The sequence below is a fragment of the Methanocalculus sp. MC3 genome (genome assembly GCF_054767395.1).
On the sequence record NZ_BAABMP010000001.1, the window covers coordinates 109,329 to 126,259 of the forward strand.

The following is a 16,931-nucleotide window of genomic DNA, read 5'->3' on the forward strand; positions in this document are numbered from 1 at the left end:
CAGGTTACCTTGAGCCCATCTGAAAAACCCCTGCAGGGCAGTGAATCTCAAAGCGGCCGCCCTGCCGTGGGTCTCCTGTCTCTTTCAGCTCGATACCCGTGATCGCAAGTGCTTCACGTGCGAGGAAGAGGGAGAACCCCCTGCCCGGACTCTGTTCATGCGAGAAGAGCGCCTCTTTTGCGGGTGCAGGAATACCTATTCCATCATCCTCAAGAATGATACTGTAGCCTGCCTTTCGTTCCTCGCAGGTGATCTGGATCCTCTCTGCACGTCTTCTGATACAATCGTTGATAATCGCCCTGATCGCCTCTGCCGCAAAGGGATCGATATAGATTGAAAGTTCGGAGGGTATGGCAGCAGTAATCTCAACTGGATATTCACCCTCGGAGGGTACGAGTGATCCTGCCTTCTGCCATACCGGTGGATTCTCACCGATCTTCTGATACTCCTGGGTGAACCGGGTTGTCTGGATTGCCCGTCCAAGTCCGGTTATTCCGGAGAGGATGCTCTCTTTTGCTGTATCCGGATTCTCTTCAAGAACGCGTGCTGCATATTCGAGTGATTCATGGATCGCTCCAAGCTGGTTTAAGAGCCCGTGCCGGGTGATGCTCGTCACAAGGGAGAGTTTCCTGTGTGCCTCTGAAAGCGCCCTCTCGACCCGTTCACGCTCCATAATCTCAACCTTTAATACATCGTTCTTCTCATGGAGCTGTTCGTTCAGGCTGAAGAGTTCGTCGCGTGCCTCGGAGAGATCGATATTCTTCTGAACGGCAAGGGCATAGGTTGAGAGGAGAATATTCAGGATTGTCTCCCGGTTGGCATCAATATGGTAGCTGTTGCCGGAAATCTGGATGGTCAGGTCATCATCCTGGCTGCCTTTTTTTCTCTTCTCAAAAAAATCCTTCAGCCGATCTAGAATAAATACTGAATCAAAGGGTTTGATGATGAAGTTTTCAGCCCCTGATGAGACGCCATGCACGACATCTTCGGGATCGAAGAGCTGGGTGACGAGGAATACCGGAATAGTGCCATAATCTTTGATCTTCTCGCAGAGTTCATAGCCACTCATCCCCGGCATTACGATATCGCTTAAGACGAGATCGGGTGTCTCTTCGGCTATCCCCCTCAGGGCAGATTCTCCATCTACGGCAATAGTAACCCGGTACCCTTCGCCCTCAAGGATTCTGCGGAGATATTCTGCCTGGGTAGTACTATCCTCTACAATGAGAATGTGTTCTGTCTGCACCATCGCTCTTCCCTCCTTATTCCACGAACCGGTACCTTCCTTTCGGAACGGTTATCTGAAAACACGCTCCTCTTCCAGGCAGACCGCATTCATGGATGGCACAATCGCATGCCGCCAGAATATCCCGTGCCAGAAAGAGTCCAAGACCTGTGTTTTTTCCGAATCCCTGCTCAAAAATGCGGCTCTTTAATGTATCCGGAATGCCTATCCCGTCATCCTCGATGCTGATTATCAGTTTATCGTTCTCTTCCTCTGCTGTTATCCGGAGTGTTGAGACACCTTCTCCATGCAGAATCGCATTGTCAATGATGACACGAAAGACACGCTCGATCAATGGTTCGGCGTAGATCTCAACATCAGGGATTTCAGAATGAACCTGAATCCCCATTAAATCCATCATCCGGCGTGAGCTTTCAACCAAAGACAGGAGATCCAGCCATTCATGATCCATCATGCCAATCTTCTGGAAATCACGGGTAAACTCGATGATCCCTCCGATACGCCGTGAAGCCTGGCGAATCCTCTCCATCGCCTCTTCAACTGATACTTCTTCTTCTCTCGATTCAGCAAGTTCGAGATAACCTTCGATGATGGTCAGCTGGTTTCTGATATCGTCGCGGGTGATATTTGTCATCAGCTGGAGTTTTCTGTGGGCATCAGAGACCTCTTTCTCCATACGCTGCCGCTCCAGCATCTCCTGATGAAGTTCGTCATTTGTCTGCCGCAGTTCCTCCACATATTCCTGAAGCTGTTCGTTCATCCCATAGAGCTCGTCACGGGCTTCCTGAAGCTCGATATTTTTATTGACCGCTGTTGCATAGGTTGAGAGGAGGATCCGGAGGATCGTTTTTCTGTCTGATTTGATGGTATAGGTCTGTTCGCCGGGAGTGGCAATGATCAGATCCCCATCAAGTACGATCCGTCCGTCTTCAGCGGATTCAAGCATATTCAGGATGGTGTCGAGGAGAGAGACGGGATCGAAGGGCTTGATAATAAATCCATCGGCTCCGCTTGCAAGCCCGCGGATGATGTCCTCGGGATCAAAGAGCTGTGTGACGAGCACAACCGGTATGCTGCTCTTCTCTTTAATCTTCTGGCAGAGTTCATATCCGCCCATTCCGGGCATGATAATATCGCTGATGACGAGATCGATCGTCTCTTCATCCAGTGTCTCCAGTGCAGCCCTGCCATCAGAAGCTACAGAGACGATGAAGCCTTCTCGCTGGAGAATACGGCGGATATACTCGGCCTGGGTCGGGCTGTCCTCCACCACCAGGAGGTGGGTCTGCTTATGACTCATGAGGAGCAACCCCCCTGACAACCCTGAGGAATGCCTCCTTTTCAAAGACACTTTTCACGATATATGCATCTGCACCAACATGGATGCCATATTCCTGGTCTTCCTGTGAATCGAGTGAGGTCACAAGCACCACCGGTATGTGGGAGAGTTTCTCGTCACTTTTAATCGCCTCGGTGAGTGCGAAACCGTTGATCTTCGGCATATCAACATCTGATATGACAATATCATACTCCTCCCGCTTAAGCCTTTGGAGTGCTTCTGCCCCGTCAATTGCAGTGGCAACGGTGTATCCGACTTCCTCAAGTATCGATTTGAGGAACTCACGCGAGGTCACTGAATCTTCAACCACCAGTATCCGGCCGCTTTCCGGCTCGGATCTAAAGGGATGCTCAGCTCGTCTCTGGAGTGAAGAGGTGATCAGATCAAGGGGATCGATAACAAGTGCGATCGTTCCGTCATCGAGGATACCCGCTCCGGCAATCCTCCGTACATACCGGAGCTGGCTCCCAAGAGCCCTGACGACGATCTCCTGAACGCTGACGATCTCCTCGACATAGATGCCAAGCCTGCCTGCTCCGGAAGCGAGGATGATGACAGGGACTGGCCGGCCGTCATCCTGCCTGTTGAGTGGTTCATCCCGTCCAAGTGCCCTTTCAAGAGGAATAAGGCGGATAAGTTCATCCCCCAGACGTATCTCATCTGCCCCGGGCTGTATCCTGATCACCGATCTGATCTGCTGCATCGGTATCGCATAGGTCTGCCTGCCGGACCTGACGACGACGCCCCGGAAGTTTGAATGGCGGACCGGAACCGATATGCGGACACAGGTATTCTGTCCCGGAATAGAGGTTACAGAGACGGTTCCCCCGAGGCTGGTTGCCGCATCATCGACGATTGCAAGACCAAGCCCTCTCCCTGAGAGCTTGGTTACGGTAGTGGATGTTGAGAAGCCTGACTGTAGGACGAGGTTTAAGCTCTCTTCATCAGAGAGTCTGAGTGATTCTTCCTGGGTGATAATACCTTTCTCAACAGCTGATCTGCGGATCTCGGCAGGATCGATACCATTCCCATCATCCGAGACATCGATCCCGACACGGCTTCCGGCAAGGGGAACAACCCTGATATGTATCCTCCCCTTTGGATTCTTACCCCTGCTGATACGGGCGCCCGGATGTTCGATACCGTGATCGATCGCATTTCGTGTCATATGGAGCAGTGGATCCTTGAGGGCTTCGAGGATACGCCGGTCGATCTCGATCTCCCCGCCATCAACGATGAAATCCACCTGTTTGCCGGATGATCCCGCAACTTCCCTGACAAACATCTGGAATGGAACGAGAATCTGGGAGAAGGGGATCAGAACGGCTTCATGGATGGTTGCTGCAATGGAGAGTGCCCCCGACTCAAGCACGGTTCGCTCACGGGTATTTGACTGGACCTGGTTTGAGAGGTCGAATTTGAAAGAATCGATATACTCGCGGTTCTTCTTTAAAAAATGTATAATATGGTCAATTGCACGAATATCACGGTCATTAATCTCTCTTCCCGATTCGATTAAATCTTCGATGACGTGCATCTCGCTTGCGATCTGGACCTGTGCCCATTGCCATGATGCGACATCGAGCATCATGTGATCCAGTTCCCGCATCCTGTGGGCAAGCATGAGCCGTGCCGTTAAGAGTTCATCAGATCCGCCGATGAGGCGATCAAGGGTTTTGGTTGCAATCCTGATCGTCTCGGTCTCCCGTATCCGGGGAAGGTCGTTTCTTGGAGTATATGGTTCCTGCTCTTTCTGAGGGTGTGTAGTACTGTTCCTGACAGCCCGGAGTTCCCTGATGATTGCAACCGGAGATACCTTCTCTCCGGCAATGATCGATCGAATGACAAGAACGGCCCGGTGAAAGAGATCATACCCTGCGCTATCTGGGATATAGTCTCCACTCCGGACTCCGGAAAGTGCTGTTTCAAGGTGCTGACAGATCGATTCGATCTCACGGAGTGCTACTGCCCGTGCAGCACCTTTCAGGCTGTGTGTCCTCCGGTAGATCGACTCCGAGATGGCAGGATCGATTGTACCCCTGCCCCGTTCAAGGGCGATGAGATCCTCGGTAATGGATGCGAGGATCTCATCTGACTCATCCCGGAAGGTTGCAAGAAGACCCTCCCTCAAATCATCATCCCATCCCGGCATATCAGACGTGGTACTGTTCGGTGATCTTCTTCAGGCGGATACCGAGTTCATGCAGATCTTCTGCTGTCTTCTCAGCCTTCTGGGTGTTTTCAAGATTCTTCCTGGCAGCGTCCTGGATCTTCTCCATTGCATGTGAAATTCTGTCCATACCGCTCGCCTGCTCGGAGATCGAGTCAGCAATCTCATACGCTTCTTTGGATGAGTCAGCAACAGCTGATGCAAGCACTTCAATTGCCTCCCGTGCCTGTGCAGTCAGCCCGACGGTATCCTCAACCGATGCTGATCCCCGGTCGACTGAAACGACCGTTCCTGATACTCCACGCTGGATATCGGTCAGGATCGTCCTGATATGCGATGTTGCCTGTTTGGACTGTTCGGCAAGGTTATGAATCTCATCAGCAACAACGGCAAATCCCTTTCCGAATTCGCCTGCCTTTGCCGCCTCGATTGAGGCGTTGACGGCAAGAAGGTTCGATTGTTCTGAGATATCCGTGACTGTTGCAATGATCTCCCCGACAGCACTGCTCTGTTCAGAGAGCTTGACGACATTTGTCCCGATGACATCCATCTGGCGGCGGATCTGGTTCATACCGTCAAGGATCTCCTGGATTGATCGCTGCCCGTCTTTGCTGACGAAGCTGGTCTTCATCGCTTTCTCAGTAACCTCGCGTGTCTTCAGATTGGCGCGGTCGGTCTGTATCCTGACGCTTTCGACTGCATCTGTTGTTTCGTCAACGATCCTGACTGTCTGCGAACTCTCAGAGGATAGATGAGAGGTAACCGCGATGATCTCGCTTGATGCTGACGAGATGACCGAGATTCCTTCATACAGTTCTTCGGTGATCAGTTTCATCAGCCGTGATAACTCGATACCAATCGTGTTGAGCGCATCACGGTACGCGATGAACTCTCCTGCAACCGGAATGTCGGGATCAAACCGTGCTGTGAAATCTCCGGCCGCATAGTATCCGGCAAGCCTCATAGCTTCATTCACCGGCTCGGTGATCCGTTCAAGCGTCTTGTTGAAACCAGCGATGATCCTCCGGTAACTGCCGTGGAATGCCTTCTCATCGCCACGGATCTTCAGATCTCCCGCCCATGCGGCATCGGTCATCCTGAGAGTCTCTCTGTGGAGATGGTCAAGAGACTCCATCATCATTCTGATTGCAGGGCGGATCTCGTCACGCTCGTCCTGGATCTCAATCTCCTCGACATATTCCCCGTTTGCGAGACGTTTGATGTTTCCGACGATGTTCGTCTGGAGATTCTCAGCAAACTCGTCCATCGTCTCTGCCATGATCCCGATCTCATCTTTTCTTCTGAGATTCAGCCTGACAGAGAGATGGCCGCTTTTCAGCTCTTTGATCATGAGTACGACCTGTTGGAGCGGTTCAGATATCGATCTGCCGAAGAGGATGGCGACAACGGCTCCGACGATGATCGAGGAGAGCATAACAACAACGAGTGTATCACGGATTGTGTTGATTGGCCCGGTAAAATCAGAGAGATCTGCCCTCGAGACGATATACCAGTCGAGAGGTTCGAAGTAGGTGTAGACATCAACATAATCCATGCTGTCTGCCTGATGGTACAGTACCCCTTCCCCTTCGGATTTAAATGTGTTGAAGAACTCCTGGTCTGCCCAGTTCTCTCCCTCCTGCGTCGGATGGACGACGACGTTGCCGTTTCCGTCGATGACGTACATGTACCCGTTCTTACCGATGACAGTCTGGCGGATACTGTTCTTGACAACATCAAGGGTCTGCTTCTCTTCGGTTCCGACAAAGAGGATTCCGATAACGTTCCCAAATCTGTCTTTGATCGGCTCATATGCCGTAACGTACTGGATCCCAAACAGGTCGCGTGATCCATAGAATGTCCTGTCTCCGATAACCGAGTATTCATAAACATCCATGGTGAGCCATGTCCCTACAGCCCGGCCTCCCTCTTCATTTTTCACATTGGTGGCTATCCTGACGGCATGGTCATCATAGACCTGGAAGACCGTTGCCGCTCCACCGACGAGTGCCTGTACCCGGTCGACGATCTCGAAGTTGTCATTGACAACGTATTTACTCCCGTCTGCGCTGATAAGGGTCATCTGCCCGTCAATGATCTCCGGGGTGCCGTGCTGGTAGAACTGCTGGCGCAGGACATTCAGGTCGCTGTCCACCTTGCTCCTCGTTAAGGTGTAGACATCATTTGTCCACCCTTTCATGTCTACGCCCTGTGTCTGCAGGAGCGTTTCGATCTGCTGGGTGATGACGCCTGTAGAGCTTGTGTATGAAACCACCCCGACAAGCGATGTCGGAATGATCGCAAGAAGAAGGCAGATCACCAGGATCTTTGTTCCAACTTTCATATCTGAGAAGAACCGTATCATGCTATACCTCCCGGAGCGTTATTCCGGAACCGTTTTAATCTGAATGTTTGCTGTATTATCCTGTTCGTTGACCAGCATCGACTCATCTGTCAGGAGGGCTTTTCCATCAATGACGATCAGGTCTCCGACAATGCCGATGAGGTGGCTTTCTGGAATACCCGTCTCTGCTGTTGGCGGGGAGAATGGTTTTTTGAGATGTGATGTGCCCCTGATCCGATCGACAAGGAGGCCGAATGTCATCCTGCCATCCGAGAGGATGATCACGCGGTTGAAGTCGGTCAGTCCCACTTCGGGCATCCCGAAGAATTTCCTGAGATCAACGAGAGAGATGATTCTGCCCCTGACAACTGATATGCCGGTGATAAATGGAGGGATTCCGGGCACAGGAGTGATCTCTCCGGTCAGGATCACCTCCCTGACATACTGCATCTCGACAGCATATTCGACATATCCAAGTGAGAACCTGAGGATCTCCTGATAGGTGATCTGCTCATCCGTATTATCCGGAAGAGTGATTGAGCGTGCGCGGCGCTCAAGAATTGCCTGTGCCTCCCGGTCTTTTGGGGGCTCAATGGATCGGGAGAGCGGTACAAGAGAGAGATCGTCGATGATGATTGTCCCGTCTTCTGCAATGCTTGTGCCGGTCAGCTCTCCCGGGAATGTGGTTTTTAATGCCGTAATTCCTTCGATTGCAGTGGCACAGAGTGCAATCTCACCCTCTTTGATGGCTGTGATAATCAGGGAATCGGATGCCTGTATCACCCGTCTCTCTTTGAAATCGAGTGCAAGCACCGGTATCTGTTTCCCATGGAAATTGATCACTCCTCCTGACTCTTCATCGATGGTGACCACCTTGAGCGTGGATCGGATGATGCTGAGAGGGAGGGCATACTTTTTTCCGTGTTCGCAAAAGCGGAGGTGTTCTGTCATGGCAGATAAAAAGGTATCTTCTTCGTGACGAGATAACTGTTGTGAAACGGATGGTATCGACACCGGCACCGACTTCGTGAAATGTCGAACTTCTGTTCGTTAGATATATCTAATACGAAGCCATAGCAGTACAGGTGAAATCCGGACATCACCAGCAGCTGGCAGAAAAGATAGCGGGAGAGATCACACTCTCGGATATGCCCGGCAAAGCGCTCAAAAAATGGCGGACGAGCTTCAAAATTTCACCGGGCGTCCTTGCAGAGCACCTCGGTTTCTCTCCGTCGGTGATCAGCGACTATGAGAGCGGGAGGCGTAAAAGCCCCGGCACCGCTGTTGTCGGGAAGATCGTCGACAGCCTCTTTGCAATTGATGAGGCAAATGGCGGATCATATCTGGAGAAGTATTCTAAGATGCTCTTCTCAAATCTTGATGAGGATGTCATCTATGATCTCCATGACTTCTCAGATGCGGTTCCGATGGTCGAGCTTGCCGATCTCATCAACTGCCATCTCATCTGCGGCGATGCAGATCACAGTGTTGTCGGCTATACAGTCGTCAACAGTGTAAATGCAATACTTACGCTTTCGCCAAACGAATTTAACAGGATCTATGGGTGGAGTACAGAACGGGCACTGATCTTCACGGATGTATCCAGCGGCAAATCCCCGATGGTTGCGATCCGCGTCACCCCGTTCAAGCCACCCTGTGTGATTCTCCAGGGAATAGATCACGATCTGGTTCATCCCCTGGTGAAGAAACTGGCTGAACGTGACCGGATTAGCGTCTTCTCAACAGCAGATTCAGTAAAAGACATCATTAAAAAACTGAGGAAACAGGCATGGTAGGCATAATCACCTATGGGGCATATATCCCACGCTTCCGGATTAAGGTCGAGGAGATCGCCCGTGTTTGGGGGGCGAACCCGGCTGAGATCTCAGGCGGCCTTGGGGTCTATGAGAAGTCGGTTCCGGATCTTGACGAGAATACTGCAACCATTGCGGTTGAGGCGGCACGATCCGCGCTCGCACGCCGGAGGATTAACCCTGATGATATCGGGGCGGTCTATGTCGGATCCGAGTCGCATCCCTATGCGGTGAAACCGACAGCGGTCACCGTCGGCGAGGCGATCGGAGCAACACCTGTCATGACTGCGGCTGATTACGAATTTGCCTGTAAGGCGGGAACTGCGGCAATACAGACCTGTATGGGGCTTGTCGGATCAGGGATGATACAATACGGCCTTGCGATCGGTGCAGATATCGCACAGGGTGCACCTGGTGATGCACTGGAATATACCGCAGCTGCCGGTGGGGCTGCATTTCTGATCGGAAACGAGGATCCGATTGCAGAGATCAATGCCACCCATTCGTACACAAGCGATACCCCTGATTTCTGGCGAAGGGAAGGGCAGTCGTATCCAAGACACGGGGGCCGTTTCTCAGGCGATCCCGGGTACTTCAAGCATGTCCTTGGCGCAAGCCGCCTCCTCTTTGAGCGGGAAGGAAAAAAACCGGCAGATTACGATTATGCCGTCTTCCACCAGCCGAATGCGAAGTTCCCAACCCGTGCGGCCCAGATCCTCGGGTTTACAAAGGAACAGTACCTGCCAGGGCTTGTCGTCCCGACTGTTGGAAACACATACTCGGGTGCATCTCCGGTCGGCCTTGCGGCAACACTGGATATTGCAGAGCCGGGTGATCAGATCTTTGTCTGTAGCTATGGCTCAGGCTCTGGATCAGATGCCTTCGATATTACGGTGACAGATGCGATCACGTCGGTTATCGATCGATCACAGGCACCCACCGTTGCAGAACTCCAGAAGAATCTCAGGTATCTCGATTATGCATTGTATGCCAGACACAAAGGGAAGATAGTGATGCAAGAATGAGAGATGTGGCAGTAATCGGAATTGGCTGTTCGAAGTTTGGCGAGCGCTGGGATACCTCGTTCCGCGAACTATTTGTCGAGGCAGGGACCCTCGCAATCGAGGATGCAGGGATCGATGGCGAATCTATTGATGCACTCTATGTCGGAAACATGAGTGCCGGAAGGTTCGTTGAACAGGAGCATATCGGGGCATTAATTGCAGATTATGCCGGACTTACCCGTGCAGGCCATACCCCGGCGACACGGGTTGAGGCGGCATGCGCTTCAGGCGGCCTCGCCTTCCGGCAGGCGGTGCTTGCGGTTGCGTCAGGCATGGAGGATATCGTCGTTGCAGCCGGTGTCGAAAAGATGACCGATGCCGGGGATTCGACTGATGTCCTTGCAGCAGCCGCAGACCGTGAGTGGGAAGGGTTTGCAGGCGCAACATTCCCAGGACTGTATGCGATGATCGCAACAGACTATATGCACCGCTATTCGCTTACACGCGAGCAGCTTGCAATGGTTGCGGTCAAAAACCATTACCATGGATCGATGAACCCGATCTCGCAGTTCCAGAATGAGATCACAATAGACACTGTCCTGAGATCGACTCTTGTTGCCGATCCCCTCCGTCTCTTCGACTGCTCTCCTGTCTCTGACGGGAGTGCGGCGGTTGTTGTTGCACCGCTTGAAATGGCACGCGACTTTACCGATGCCCCGGTTACGGTGATCGGTACCGCACAGGCAAGCGACACGATAGCACTTCATGACCGGCGGGACATATCGACCCTTGATGCATCGGTTGCCGCCGGAAACCGGGTCTTTGAACGGGCACGGGTTGACCGGAAAGATGTTGATCTCGTTGAGGTGCATGACTGTTTCACGATTGCAGAGATCTGTGCTGTTGAAGATCTTGGATTTGTGAAGAAGGGTGAAGCAGGCATGCTCTATGAGGAGGGTCAGACCTATATCGGAGGTGACCTGCCGGTGAATACTTCGGGCGGCCTCAAAGCATGCGGCCATCCGGTTGGTGCGACCGGACTGAAACAGGTCTGGGAGGTTGTCACCCAGCTCCGTGGCGAGGCCGGGAAGCGGCAGGTTGATGGGGCTGAGATTGGCATGACCCAGAATGTCGGTGGATCAGGTGCAACTGTTGTCTGCCATCTCTTCAGGAGGGTGTAAAACTATGACTGTTGCGCGATTCTGGAGGAAGATTCCCCAGCGGTATAACCTGATCGGAACGAAATGCGAGAACTGCGGTACGGTCTTCTTCCCGCCACGTTCTCTCTGCCCGGATTGCCGGAGGGATGGAAAGATCGTTGATCACCACTGCTCCGGCCGGGGGAAGGTTGTCACCTATACGGTGATCAGAACAGCAAGCGACCAGTTCTCGAACCTGACTCCGTATGTCCTTGCGATCATCGAGCTTGAGGATGGTTGCCGTCTCACCTCACAGGTGATCTGCGATCCATCGGAGATCACCTTCGGGATGCCGGTTAGATCGGTCTTCAGGGTGATAGCAGAAGACGGGCCTTCCGGTATTATCCATTACGGGACGAAATTCGTCCCGTCATGACCTTTTTTAATGTCATAGGCCGCGTGCCATCTCCCGGCAGAGTACGATCGCAGGAACCGCTCGGTGATTTTGCAGCCCGGGAGAACCGATCCGATCCTCTCCCTGTATTTTCCCTCTTCTTCCTGGAGTGCATAGAGATGGATGGTGCCGCCGGGTTTTGTGATCTGATCGGCAACCGGCAGGAAATCTGCTGCGATCATCGGGAGATTCATCAGGACGCGGTCGAATGTGCCTTGGAAGAGTTCTCCAAGGCGGCGTGCGTCTCCGAGCATCGGGAGGACATTTCTGGTATGGTTTGTCAGGAGGTTCTCTCTCAGGAGATGGATTGCAGAGGGGTTCTTATCGCAGGCGAGGATCCAGGATGCCCTGCCTGAAAGGGCGATTGGAAACGGCCCCACGCCGCAGAACATGTCGCAGATCACTTCGCCTTCCTGTACAGCTGATTGGATCCTCTGGCGTTCTGTTGCAAGCCGGGATGAGAAGTACGCCTGCGAGAGATCGATTGTGAGCCGGTGGCCATACTCCGAGATGGTTGTCCGTGTGGTGGGAATGCCTGCCAGGGTAGTGAATGATTTTGTCCGGAATTCTCCTTCGACTGCTCCATCAGAATAGAGAACGGTATGGGTGGATGGGCGTGCTTTTAAGATCTCTTCTGCTCCCGATACATCATTCTCCTGCATAATCACAATACCGCCGACCTGTTCGTGCCGGGGCAGCGGCGGCGGTGCTTGTATCTCCTCAAAGAGGGCGCGCTCGGTACCGGGAGGCGAACCTGTGACAGGGATGAGGAGTTCTGATCCATCTGCCCTTGGACGGAGGGTGCGATCCAGTGTATCGCCTGCAATAAGCTCCTGCCGTCTTCTCTCCCCCTCAACTTTCTGAACCCTGACGGCCCATCCCTCTTTCATCAGTACAGGATGGTGCGGATACTTCTTATTGGTGTTTGGTTAATCACTCTGTATGGGAAAGGGTGTGCCGGAGATCCTCCGGGATGTATCTTTGGGTGTGCGGATGACAGAGCAGGATGCAACAGTCCTCCTCTCTGCAACCGGAAGGGACGTGCTCAGGATTGCAGAAGCAGCAGATGAGGCACGGGAGATTGCTGTTGGTGATGCTGTAACTTTTGTCAGGAACCAGAATATCAATGTGACAAATGTCTGCGTAAATTCCTGCGGTTTTTGTGGTTTTTCTAGAAAACCCGGTGATCCTAATGCCTATGAGCACACGCTCGAGACGGTTGTGAGGAAGGCAAGGGAGGCACTTGAACAGCACCAGATCACTGAGATCTGTTCGGTCTCAGGTCTTCATCCCGACTATGATGCCGATCAGTATGCCGGGATCATAGCGGCAATCCGTGAAGGTGCGCCGGGTGTTCATATCCATGCAGGAAACCCTATGGAGGTTGCATATGCGGCACGGCAGAGCGGGATTTCGACCGAAGCTGTCCTGAAGATGCTGAATGAGGCTGGCCTTGTATCTCTCTGCGGGACAGCTGCTGAGATCCTGGTTGATTCTGTACGTGACCGGATCTGCCCCGGCAAGATACCGACCGATGAATGGGTGCGGATTATTACCGAAGCCCACAGCATGGGTATCCCGACGACAGCGACCATCATGTACGGGCATATCGAATCAGATGCTGATCGCGCCCGCCATCTTGCGATAGTCAGGGATATACAGGATGAAACGGCTGGATTCACGGAGTTTGTCCCCCTTTCATTCATCCACCAGCAGACCCCGATCTACCAAAAGGGGCTCGCACGTGCCGGTGCTACCGGGAGGGAGGATATCCTGATGCATGCGGTATCCCGGTTATTCCTCGATAATATCAAAAATATCCAGGTCTCCTGGGTGAAGCTCGGGCAGAAGATGGCTCAGCTTCTGCTGATTGCCGGAGCAAATGATCTCGGCGGGACGGTCTATGAGGAGTCTATCTCAAAGAGTGCCGGGGCAGTCCAGACAGATTTCCTCGACCCGCTCGTGATGAAGCGGATGGCAGAAGATCTTGGACGACCTCTCCGTGAACGGACAACGCTGTATCAGCAGATCTGATAACCTATATAGGAACTGGCGTTCTTTTACTTTTATGGGATTTGCAAGCTGTGTTTACTGCGGAAGGGTGCTGACGGCTGCCGGTTCCGGTCCCCAGGGTGCTTCCATGGCTGGTGCCGAACGGGGAAGGAAGCTTCCTGTTTGCCTTGATTGCAGGAGGAGCAAGCGGGATCGTTCCCTCACGATGTGGCTTCGGATGTTGAAGAAGAATGATCGGATGCGGTGGGAGCGTATTGCAAAGTACCATTCCCGAAAAACAGGCGGCCAGATCACGATGGAAGTCAAGCGGGTTGAACGGGAACGGTGAGCTCTTCCCTGTTGCCCCCTCTTCAAAAGTTACATTGCCATGGATGAGTAAAGACTGATCATGGATCAGTATCGATCGGATCTGAGGGAAGGACGCCTGAAGCTGTACGCTCTTGAGAAGGTGCTGCCGCCAGACGACGCGGTATCTCTCAGGCGTGAGTATATTGAGGAGGAGACAGGATCTGATCTCTCTCCTCTGTCATCATATTCGATCCCGATTGACCGGGTGGTCGCCAGGAACTGCGAGAATATGATCGGCTGCGTCCAGATCCCGGTCGGGGTGGCAGGACCTGTTCCTGTGAAGGGTGAGTATGCTGACAGGACTGTATGGCTTCCGCTCGCCACAACCGAGGGGGCGCTGGTTGCCTCGGTGAACCGGGGCTGTTCTGCGATTACAAAAGCAGGAGGTGCAGAAGTCCGGATCCTCCGCGATGGGATGACCCGTGCCCCGGTCTTTGCTGCCAGATCTGTTGCCCATGCCCATGAGGTGGCGGCGTTTGCCGAAGATCACCTTATGGAGATCCAGGAGATTGCAGAATCGACAACCTCGCATGGCGAGCTGATCGGGCTTGTTCCCTATATCGTCGGAACCAGCGTCTTCCTGAGGTTTGAGTTTGATACCAAAGATGCGATGGGGATGAATATGGTGACGATCGCATCGCAGAAGGCAGCAGATTATATCGCAGAGGAGACCGGCGCCCGGCTGGTTGCACTCTCCGGAAATATGTGCACAGACAAAAAGCCAGCTGCGATCAATCTCGTTGAAGGGCGTGGTAAGACCGTGACAGCCGGAGTCTTCCTTCCCGATGCCCTCTGCCGTGACGTCTTCAAATGCAATGCTGCCTCTCTTGCCGAGGTGAATATGCGGAAGAACCTGGTTGGATCCGCCCGTGCCGGAGCGCTTGGCTTCAATGCCCATGCGGCAAATATCCTCGCCGCCCTCTATATCGCCTGTGGCCAGGATCCGGCTCACGTGGTGGAGGGTTCATCCTGCATTACAACAGCTGATCCTATGGATGGCGGGGTCTATGTGGCGGTGACGCTTCCTGCAGTGCAGGTTGGAACGGTCGGCGGTGGGACAGGGATTGCAACACAGGCAGCCTGCCTCTCTCTCCTTGGGGTTGCTGGCAGCGGGGATCCCCCCGGTGCACATGCAAAGGCGTTTGCCGAGATCGTGGCGGCAGGAGTGCTTGCCGGGGAACTTTCGCTCCTTGGGGCACTGGCGGCACAGCACCTTGCACGGGCGCATAAGGAGCTTGGGAGAGGGTGAAATCTTAGTTGGAGAGGAGGGATGCAAGTTCAAGGAACCATGGTATCTCTTCTCTTTGGCATTGATTGATGAATGAGTTGAGGATGCGTCTTCCCTCATCTCCTTTGAGATCGGAATTGTTTCCGGTAATCTCCTTTACCTGCCTTTCCAGTGAGCCTGGGATAAAGAAAACCTGATGCTTGATCGCATCCTTGGTCTGAAATGAGAATTCGGATTGCTGAAGGAGAATATCTTTTCGGAATCTCTCATTGGCCGCTCTTTTCAGTCTCTCCCGTGTCTTCTGATCGTCATCAAGGCAGAGCAACAACCTGTACTTTGGATTCATGTCTTCATAGAGGATAACGAAGTTATCGATGCAGTTCTTCCATCCATCTTCGTCTTTGATGAGAATTTGTACGCTTCTCCCTCTTCTGCCGATAAAATCCCGGACTTTGTTGGATTCGGGGGTTCGCTCTCGCGATTCTGTGAGATCTTTATTATGTACCAACTGATATCGAATTCCCTTCTGTTCAAGGAGAATTGAGAAGAAGATCAGGTCATGTACTCCTTCACAGAGGATTACTGTTTTTTCTGGCATACTCAGATGCCCCGAAGATCAAGTTTCAGCTCTTCGGTTACTCTGCGCCCCTCATCGACGGTATAATCATACTTCTCAATAGTCTCGCCGTCGCTTGTCATCTTTGAGATGAGGAGAAGTTCTTTTTCTGCATCATCCTCCGGATAATCCAGTGCTGTCTGGATGAGGTCATAACTGTGGGTTGTCATGAAGACCTGGACATTGAGTTTTGGAGCATAGGTGAAGAGGGTTTCAATAAAGATAGCGAGGTACTCAGGATGGAGGTGGTTTTCAGGTTCTTCAATGAGAAGGATTCCGTCCTGTGATTTACGCAGATAATGGAATAACGAGAGGAGTGTAATAAATCCGTCACCATGTGCGGATATTGGAATGGTTTCAATCTCATCTCCTCTTTTGTAGAGAACATTATTCTGGGTAAGCCGTTCAAGGTTCCGAACGAGGTTGTGTTCTTTGATGAATTGTTCAAGGAGGTGAATCTCTTCATCATCCATTCTTTTGGGAGAGAGCTTTTCTTTGTGAGATATTTTTATAATTGATTCTTCTTTTTTATTGATTGATGAATCGGATGAACTATAATTGCGAAAACTTTTTAATAAGAAAGTGTAAGTCATTGTATCTGTGAAACCTAAAAGCTTTTCATAACCCTTAATTTCTCCAATATTGCTTATAATTTGTTCCAATTGTTCAGTTACGAATTGTTTGTCAATTAGGTAGTAAGGTATAAATTGATTGCCAAGATCGGAGATTATTACAATAAAATCAATAGATTCAAATATTACTCCAAGATATGCCTCTCTGAAATCATCATCTTCGATATCCATTAGGAGGATTTGAATAATATAATCTCTAATCTGATCATAAGCTTTTGGATCTTCATTTCGTATTATATTGAGGGATCTATATATTTTAACGTGGTTGAGATTTGAGTGTACAATTGCCTTTGATTTGTCGGTTTTTATAAGATTTTCGATAATTCCCTCCTCGAAAAAACGCCTTCTCGCACCTCCAGTTCTGTTAATGTAAATAGCATCCAAAAGGGCAGTTTTTCCTGTATTGTTCTTCCCGCAGATGATATTCAGTTGCCGTGGAGCATAGTCGAGGCTCCCGATGGCTCTGAAATTCTCGATATGGAGTGTATGAATTCTGCCCATTATACCTCTTTTTCAGTCGTAACTATTTATAGGTAGGGTGATCAGCTTGTTTGCGTCTCCATTCTCCTCAATGACCCTGCCGC

At 51.7% G+C, this 16,931-nt stretch carries 15 protein-coding genes; 7 read left to right on the forward strand and 8 right to left on the reverse strand.

From position 1 onward, the window contains the following. Positions 1-4 precede the first annotated feature (4 nt). Genes ACYUBO_RS00545 through ACYUBO_RS00565 form a run of 5 tightly spaced genes read right to left on the reverse strand, consistent with a single transcriptional unit; the run spans position 5 to position 8,050 of the window. Positions 5-1,249 (reverse strand): response regulator, encoded by a 1,245-nt coding sequence (locus ACYUBO_RS00545; RefSeq protein WP_300333615.1) that lies wholly within the window; start codon positions 1,247-1,249, stop codon positions 5-7. Between the two features lie 13 nt (positions 1,250-1,262). Then, positions 1,263-2,546, reverse strand: coding sequence for a hybrid sensor histidine kinase/response regulator (locus ACYUBO_RS00550; protein WP_460371555.1), 1,284 nt, complete (start codon positions 2,544-2,546; stop codon positions 1,263-1,265). Further along, positions 2,536-4,716 carry a hybrid sensor histidine kinase/response regulator gene (locus ACYUBO_RS00555; protein ID WP_460371557.1) on the reverse strand — a complete coding sequence of 727 codons (2,181 nt, stop codon included), beginning with the start codon at positions 4,714-4,716 and terminating at the stop codon, positions 2,536-2,538. Before ACYUBO_RS00555 ends, ACYUBO_RS00550 begins: the two co-directional genes overlap by 11 nt. A 22-nt stretch (positions 4,717-4,738) precedes the next feature. Then, positions 4,739-7,120: a methyl-accepting chemotaxis protein gene (locus ACYUBO_RS00560; protein ID WP_460371559.1), complete on the reverse strand. Its 2,382-nt coding sequence runs from the start codon at positions 7,118-7,120 to the stop codon at positions 4,739-4,741. A gap of 18 nt (positions 7,121-7,138) precedes the next feature. Further along, a complete protein-coding gene (locus ACYUBO_RS00565) occupies positions 7,139-8,050 on the reverse strand; it encodes a chemotaxis protein CheW (RefSeq protein WP_300330875.1) in 912 nt (303 codons plus the stop codon). 134 nt (positions 8,051-8,184) lie between these two features. Here ACYUBO_RS00565 and ACYUBO_RS00570 point away from each other — a divergent pair, with 134 nt between their 5' ends. Genes ACYUBO_RS00570 through ACYUBO_RS00585 form a run of 4 tightly spaced genes read left to right on the forward strand, consistent with a single transcriptional unit; the run spans position 8,185 to position 11,492 of the window. After that, positions 8,185-8,895: a helix-turn-helix domain-containing protein gene (locus tag ACYUBO_RS00570; protein ID WP_300330871.1), complete on the forward strand. Its 711-nt coding sequence runs from the start codon at positions 8,185-8,187 to the stop codon at positions 8,893-8,895. Next, a complete protein-coding gene (locus ACYUBO_RS00575) occupies positions 8,889-9,938 on the forward strand; it encodes a hydroxymethylglutaryl-CoA synthase (protein WP_300330866.1) in 1,050 nt (349 codons plus the stop codon). Before ACYUBO_RS00570 ends, ACYUBO_RS00575 begins: the two co-directional genes overlap by 7 nt. Further along, a complete protein-coding gene (locus ACYUBO_RS00580; RefSeq protein ID WP_300330863.1) occupies positions 9,935-11,098 on the forward strand; it encodes an acetyl-CoA acetyltransferase in 1,164 nt (387 codons plus the stop codon). The genes ACYUBO_RS00575 and ACYUBO_RS00580 overlap by 4 nt, the downstream gene beginning before the upstream one ends. 4 nt (positions 11,099-11,102) lie before the next feature. Further along, positions 11,103-11,492: a Zn-ribbon domain-containing OB-fold protein gene (locus tag ACYUBO_RS00585; RefSeq protein ID WP_300330860.1), complete on the forward strand. Its 390-nt coding sequence runs from the start codon at positions 11,103-11,105 to the stop codon at positions 11,490-11,492. Here ACYUBO_RS00585 and ACYUBO_RS00590 read toward each other — a convergent pair. Further along, positions 11,465-12,400 (reverse strand): class I SAM-dependent methyltransferase, encoded by a 936-nt coding sequence (locus tag ACYUBO_RS00590; RefSeq protein WP_300330857.1) that lies wholly within the window; start codon positions 12,398-12,400, stop codon positions 11,465-11,467. The two genes, ACYUBO_RS00585 and ACYUBO_RS00590, sit on opposite strands and share 28 nt — an antisense overlap. A 52-nt stretch (positions 12,401-12,452) precedes the next feature. Between ACYUBO_RS00590 and cofH the strand changes: the two genes are divergently transcribed. Genes cofH through hmgA form a run of 3 tightly spaced genes read left to right on the forward strand, consistent with a single transcriptional unit; the run spans position 12,453 to position 15,120 of the window. Then, positions 12,453-13,544: a 5-amino-6-(D-ribitylamino)uracil--L-tyrosine 4-hydroxyphenyl transferase CofH gene (gene cofH, locus ACYUBO_RS00595; RefSeq protein ID WP_460371563.1), complete on the forward strand. Its 1,092-nt coding sequence runs from the start codon at positions 12,453-12,455 to the stop codon at positions 13,542-13,544. 34 nt (positions 13,545-13,578) lie between these two features. Beyond that, complete coding sequence (locus tag ACYUBO_RS00600; protein ID WP_300331982.1) at positions 13,579-13,851, forward strand: hypothetical protein; 273 nt, start codon at positions 13,579-13,581, stop codon at positions 13,849-13,851. A 60-nt stretch (positions 13,852-13,911) separates the two neighbouring features. Next, the gene (gene hmgA, locus ACYUBO_RS00605) at positions 13,912-15,120 is read left to right on the forward strand and encodes a hydroxymethylglutaryl-CoA reductase (NADPH) (protein ID WP_460371565.1); all 1,209 of its coding nucleotides are present in this window, start codon (positions 13,912-13,914) and stop codon (positions 15,118-15,120) included. A 4-nt stretch (positions 15,121-15,124) separates the two neighbouring features. Here hmgA and ACYUBO_RS00610 read toward each other — a convergent pair whose 3' ends face one another. After that, a complete protein-coding gene (locus ACYUBO_RS00610) occupies positions 15,125-15,697 on the reverse strand; it encodes a hypothetical protein (protein ID WP_300331989.1) in 573 nt (190 codons plus the stop codon). A gap of 2 nt (positions 15,698-15,699) precedes the next feature. Further along, complete coding sequence (locus ACYUBO_RS00615; RefSeq protein ID WP_460371567.1) at positions 15,700-16,848, reverse strand: AAA family ATPase; 1,149 nt, start codon at positions 16,846-16,848, stop codon at positions 15,700-15,702. Positions 16,849-16,931: the final 83 nt, after the last annotated feature.

Bases quoted from the DNA above. Each gene is read 5' to 3' on its own strand.
- ACYUBO_RS00545 (WP_300333615.1), bottom strand. From the start codon at position 1,249: ATGGTGCAGACAGAACACATTCTCATTGTAGAGGATAGTACTACCCAG.
- ACYUBO_RS00550 (WP_460371555.1), bottom strand. From the start codon at position 2,546: ATGAGTCATAAGCAGACCCACCTCCTGGTGGTGGAGGACAGCCCGACC.
- ACYUBO_RS00560 (WP_460371559.1), bottom strand. From the start codon at position 7,120: ATGATACGGTTCTTCTCAGATATGAAAGTTGGAACAAAGATCCTGGTG.
- ACYUBO_RS00565 (WP_300330875.1), bottom strand. From the start codon at position 8,050: ATGACAGAACACCTCCGCTTTTGCGAACACGGAAAAAAGTATGCCCTC.
- ACYUBO_RS00575 (WP_300330866.1), top strand. From the start codon at position 8,889: ATGGTAGGCATAATCACCTATGGGGCATATATCCCACGCTTCCGGATT.
- ACYUBO_RS00580 (WP_300330863.1), top strand. From the start codon at position 9,935: ATGAGAGATGTGGCAGTAATCGGAATTGGCTGTTCGAAGTTTGGCGAG.
- ACYUBO_RS00585 (WP_300330860.1), top strand. From the start codon at position 11,103: ATGACTGTTGCGCGATTCTGGAGGAAGATTCCCCAGCGGTATAACCTG.
- ACYUBO_RS00590 (WP_300330857.1), bottom strand. From the start codon at position 12,400: ATGAAAGAGGGATGGGCCGTCAGGGTTCAGAAAGTTGAGGGGGAGAGA.
- cofH (WP_460371563.1), top strand. From the start codon at position 12,453: ATGGGAAAGGGTGTGCCGGAGATCCTCCGGGATGTATCTTTGGGTGTG.
- ACYUBO_RS00600 (WP_300331982.1), top strand. From the start codon at position 13,579: ATGGGATTTGCAAGCTGTGTTTACTGCGGAAGGGTGCTGACGGCTGCC.
- hmgA (WP_460371565.1), top strand. From the start codon at position 13,912: ATGGATCAGTATCGATCGGATCTGAGGGAAGGACGCCTGAAGCTGTAC.
- ACYUBO_RS00610 (WP_300331989.1), bottom strand. From the start codon at position 15,697: ATGCCAGAAAAAACAGTAATCCTCTGTGAAGGAGTACATGACCTGATC.
- ACYUBO_RS00615 (WP_460371567.1), bottom strand. From the start codon at position 16,848: ATGGGCAGAATTCATACACTCCATATCGAGAATTTCAGAGCCATCGGG.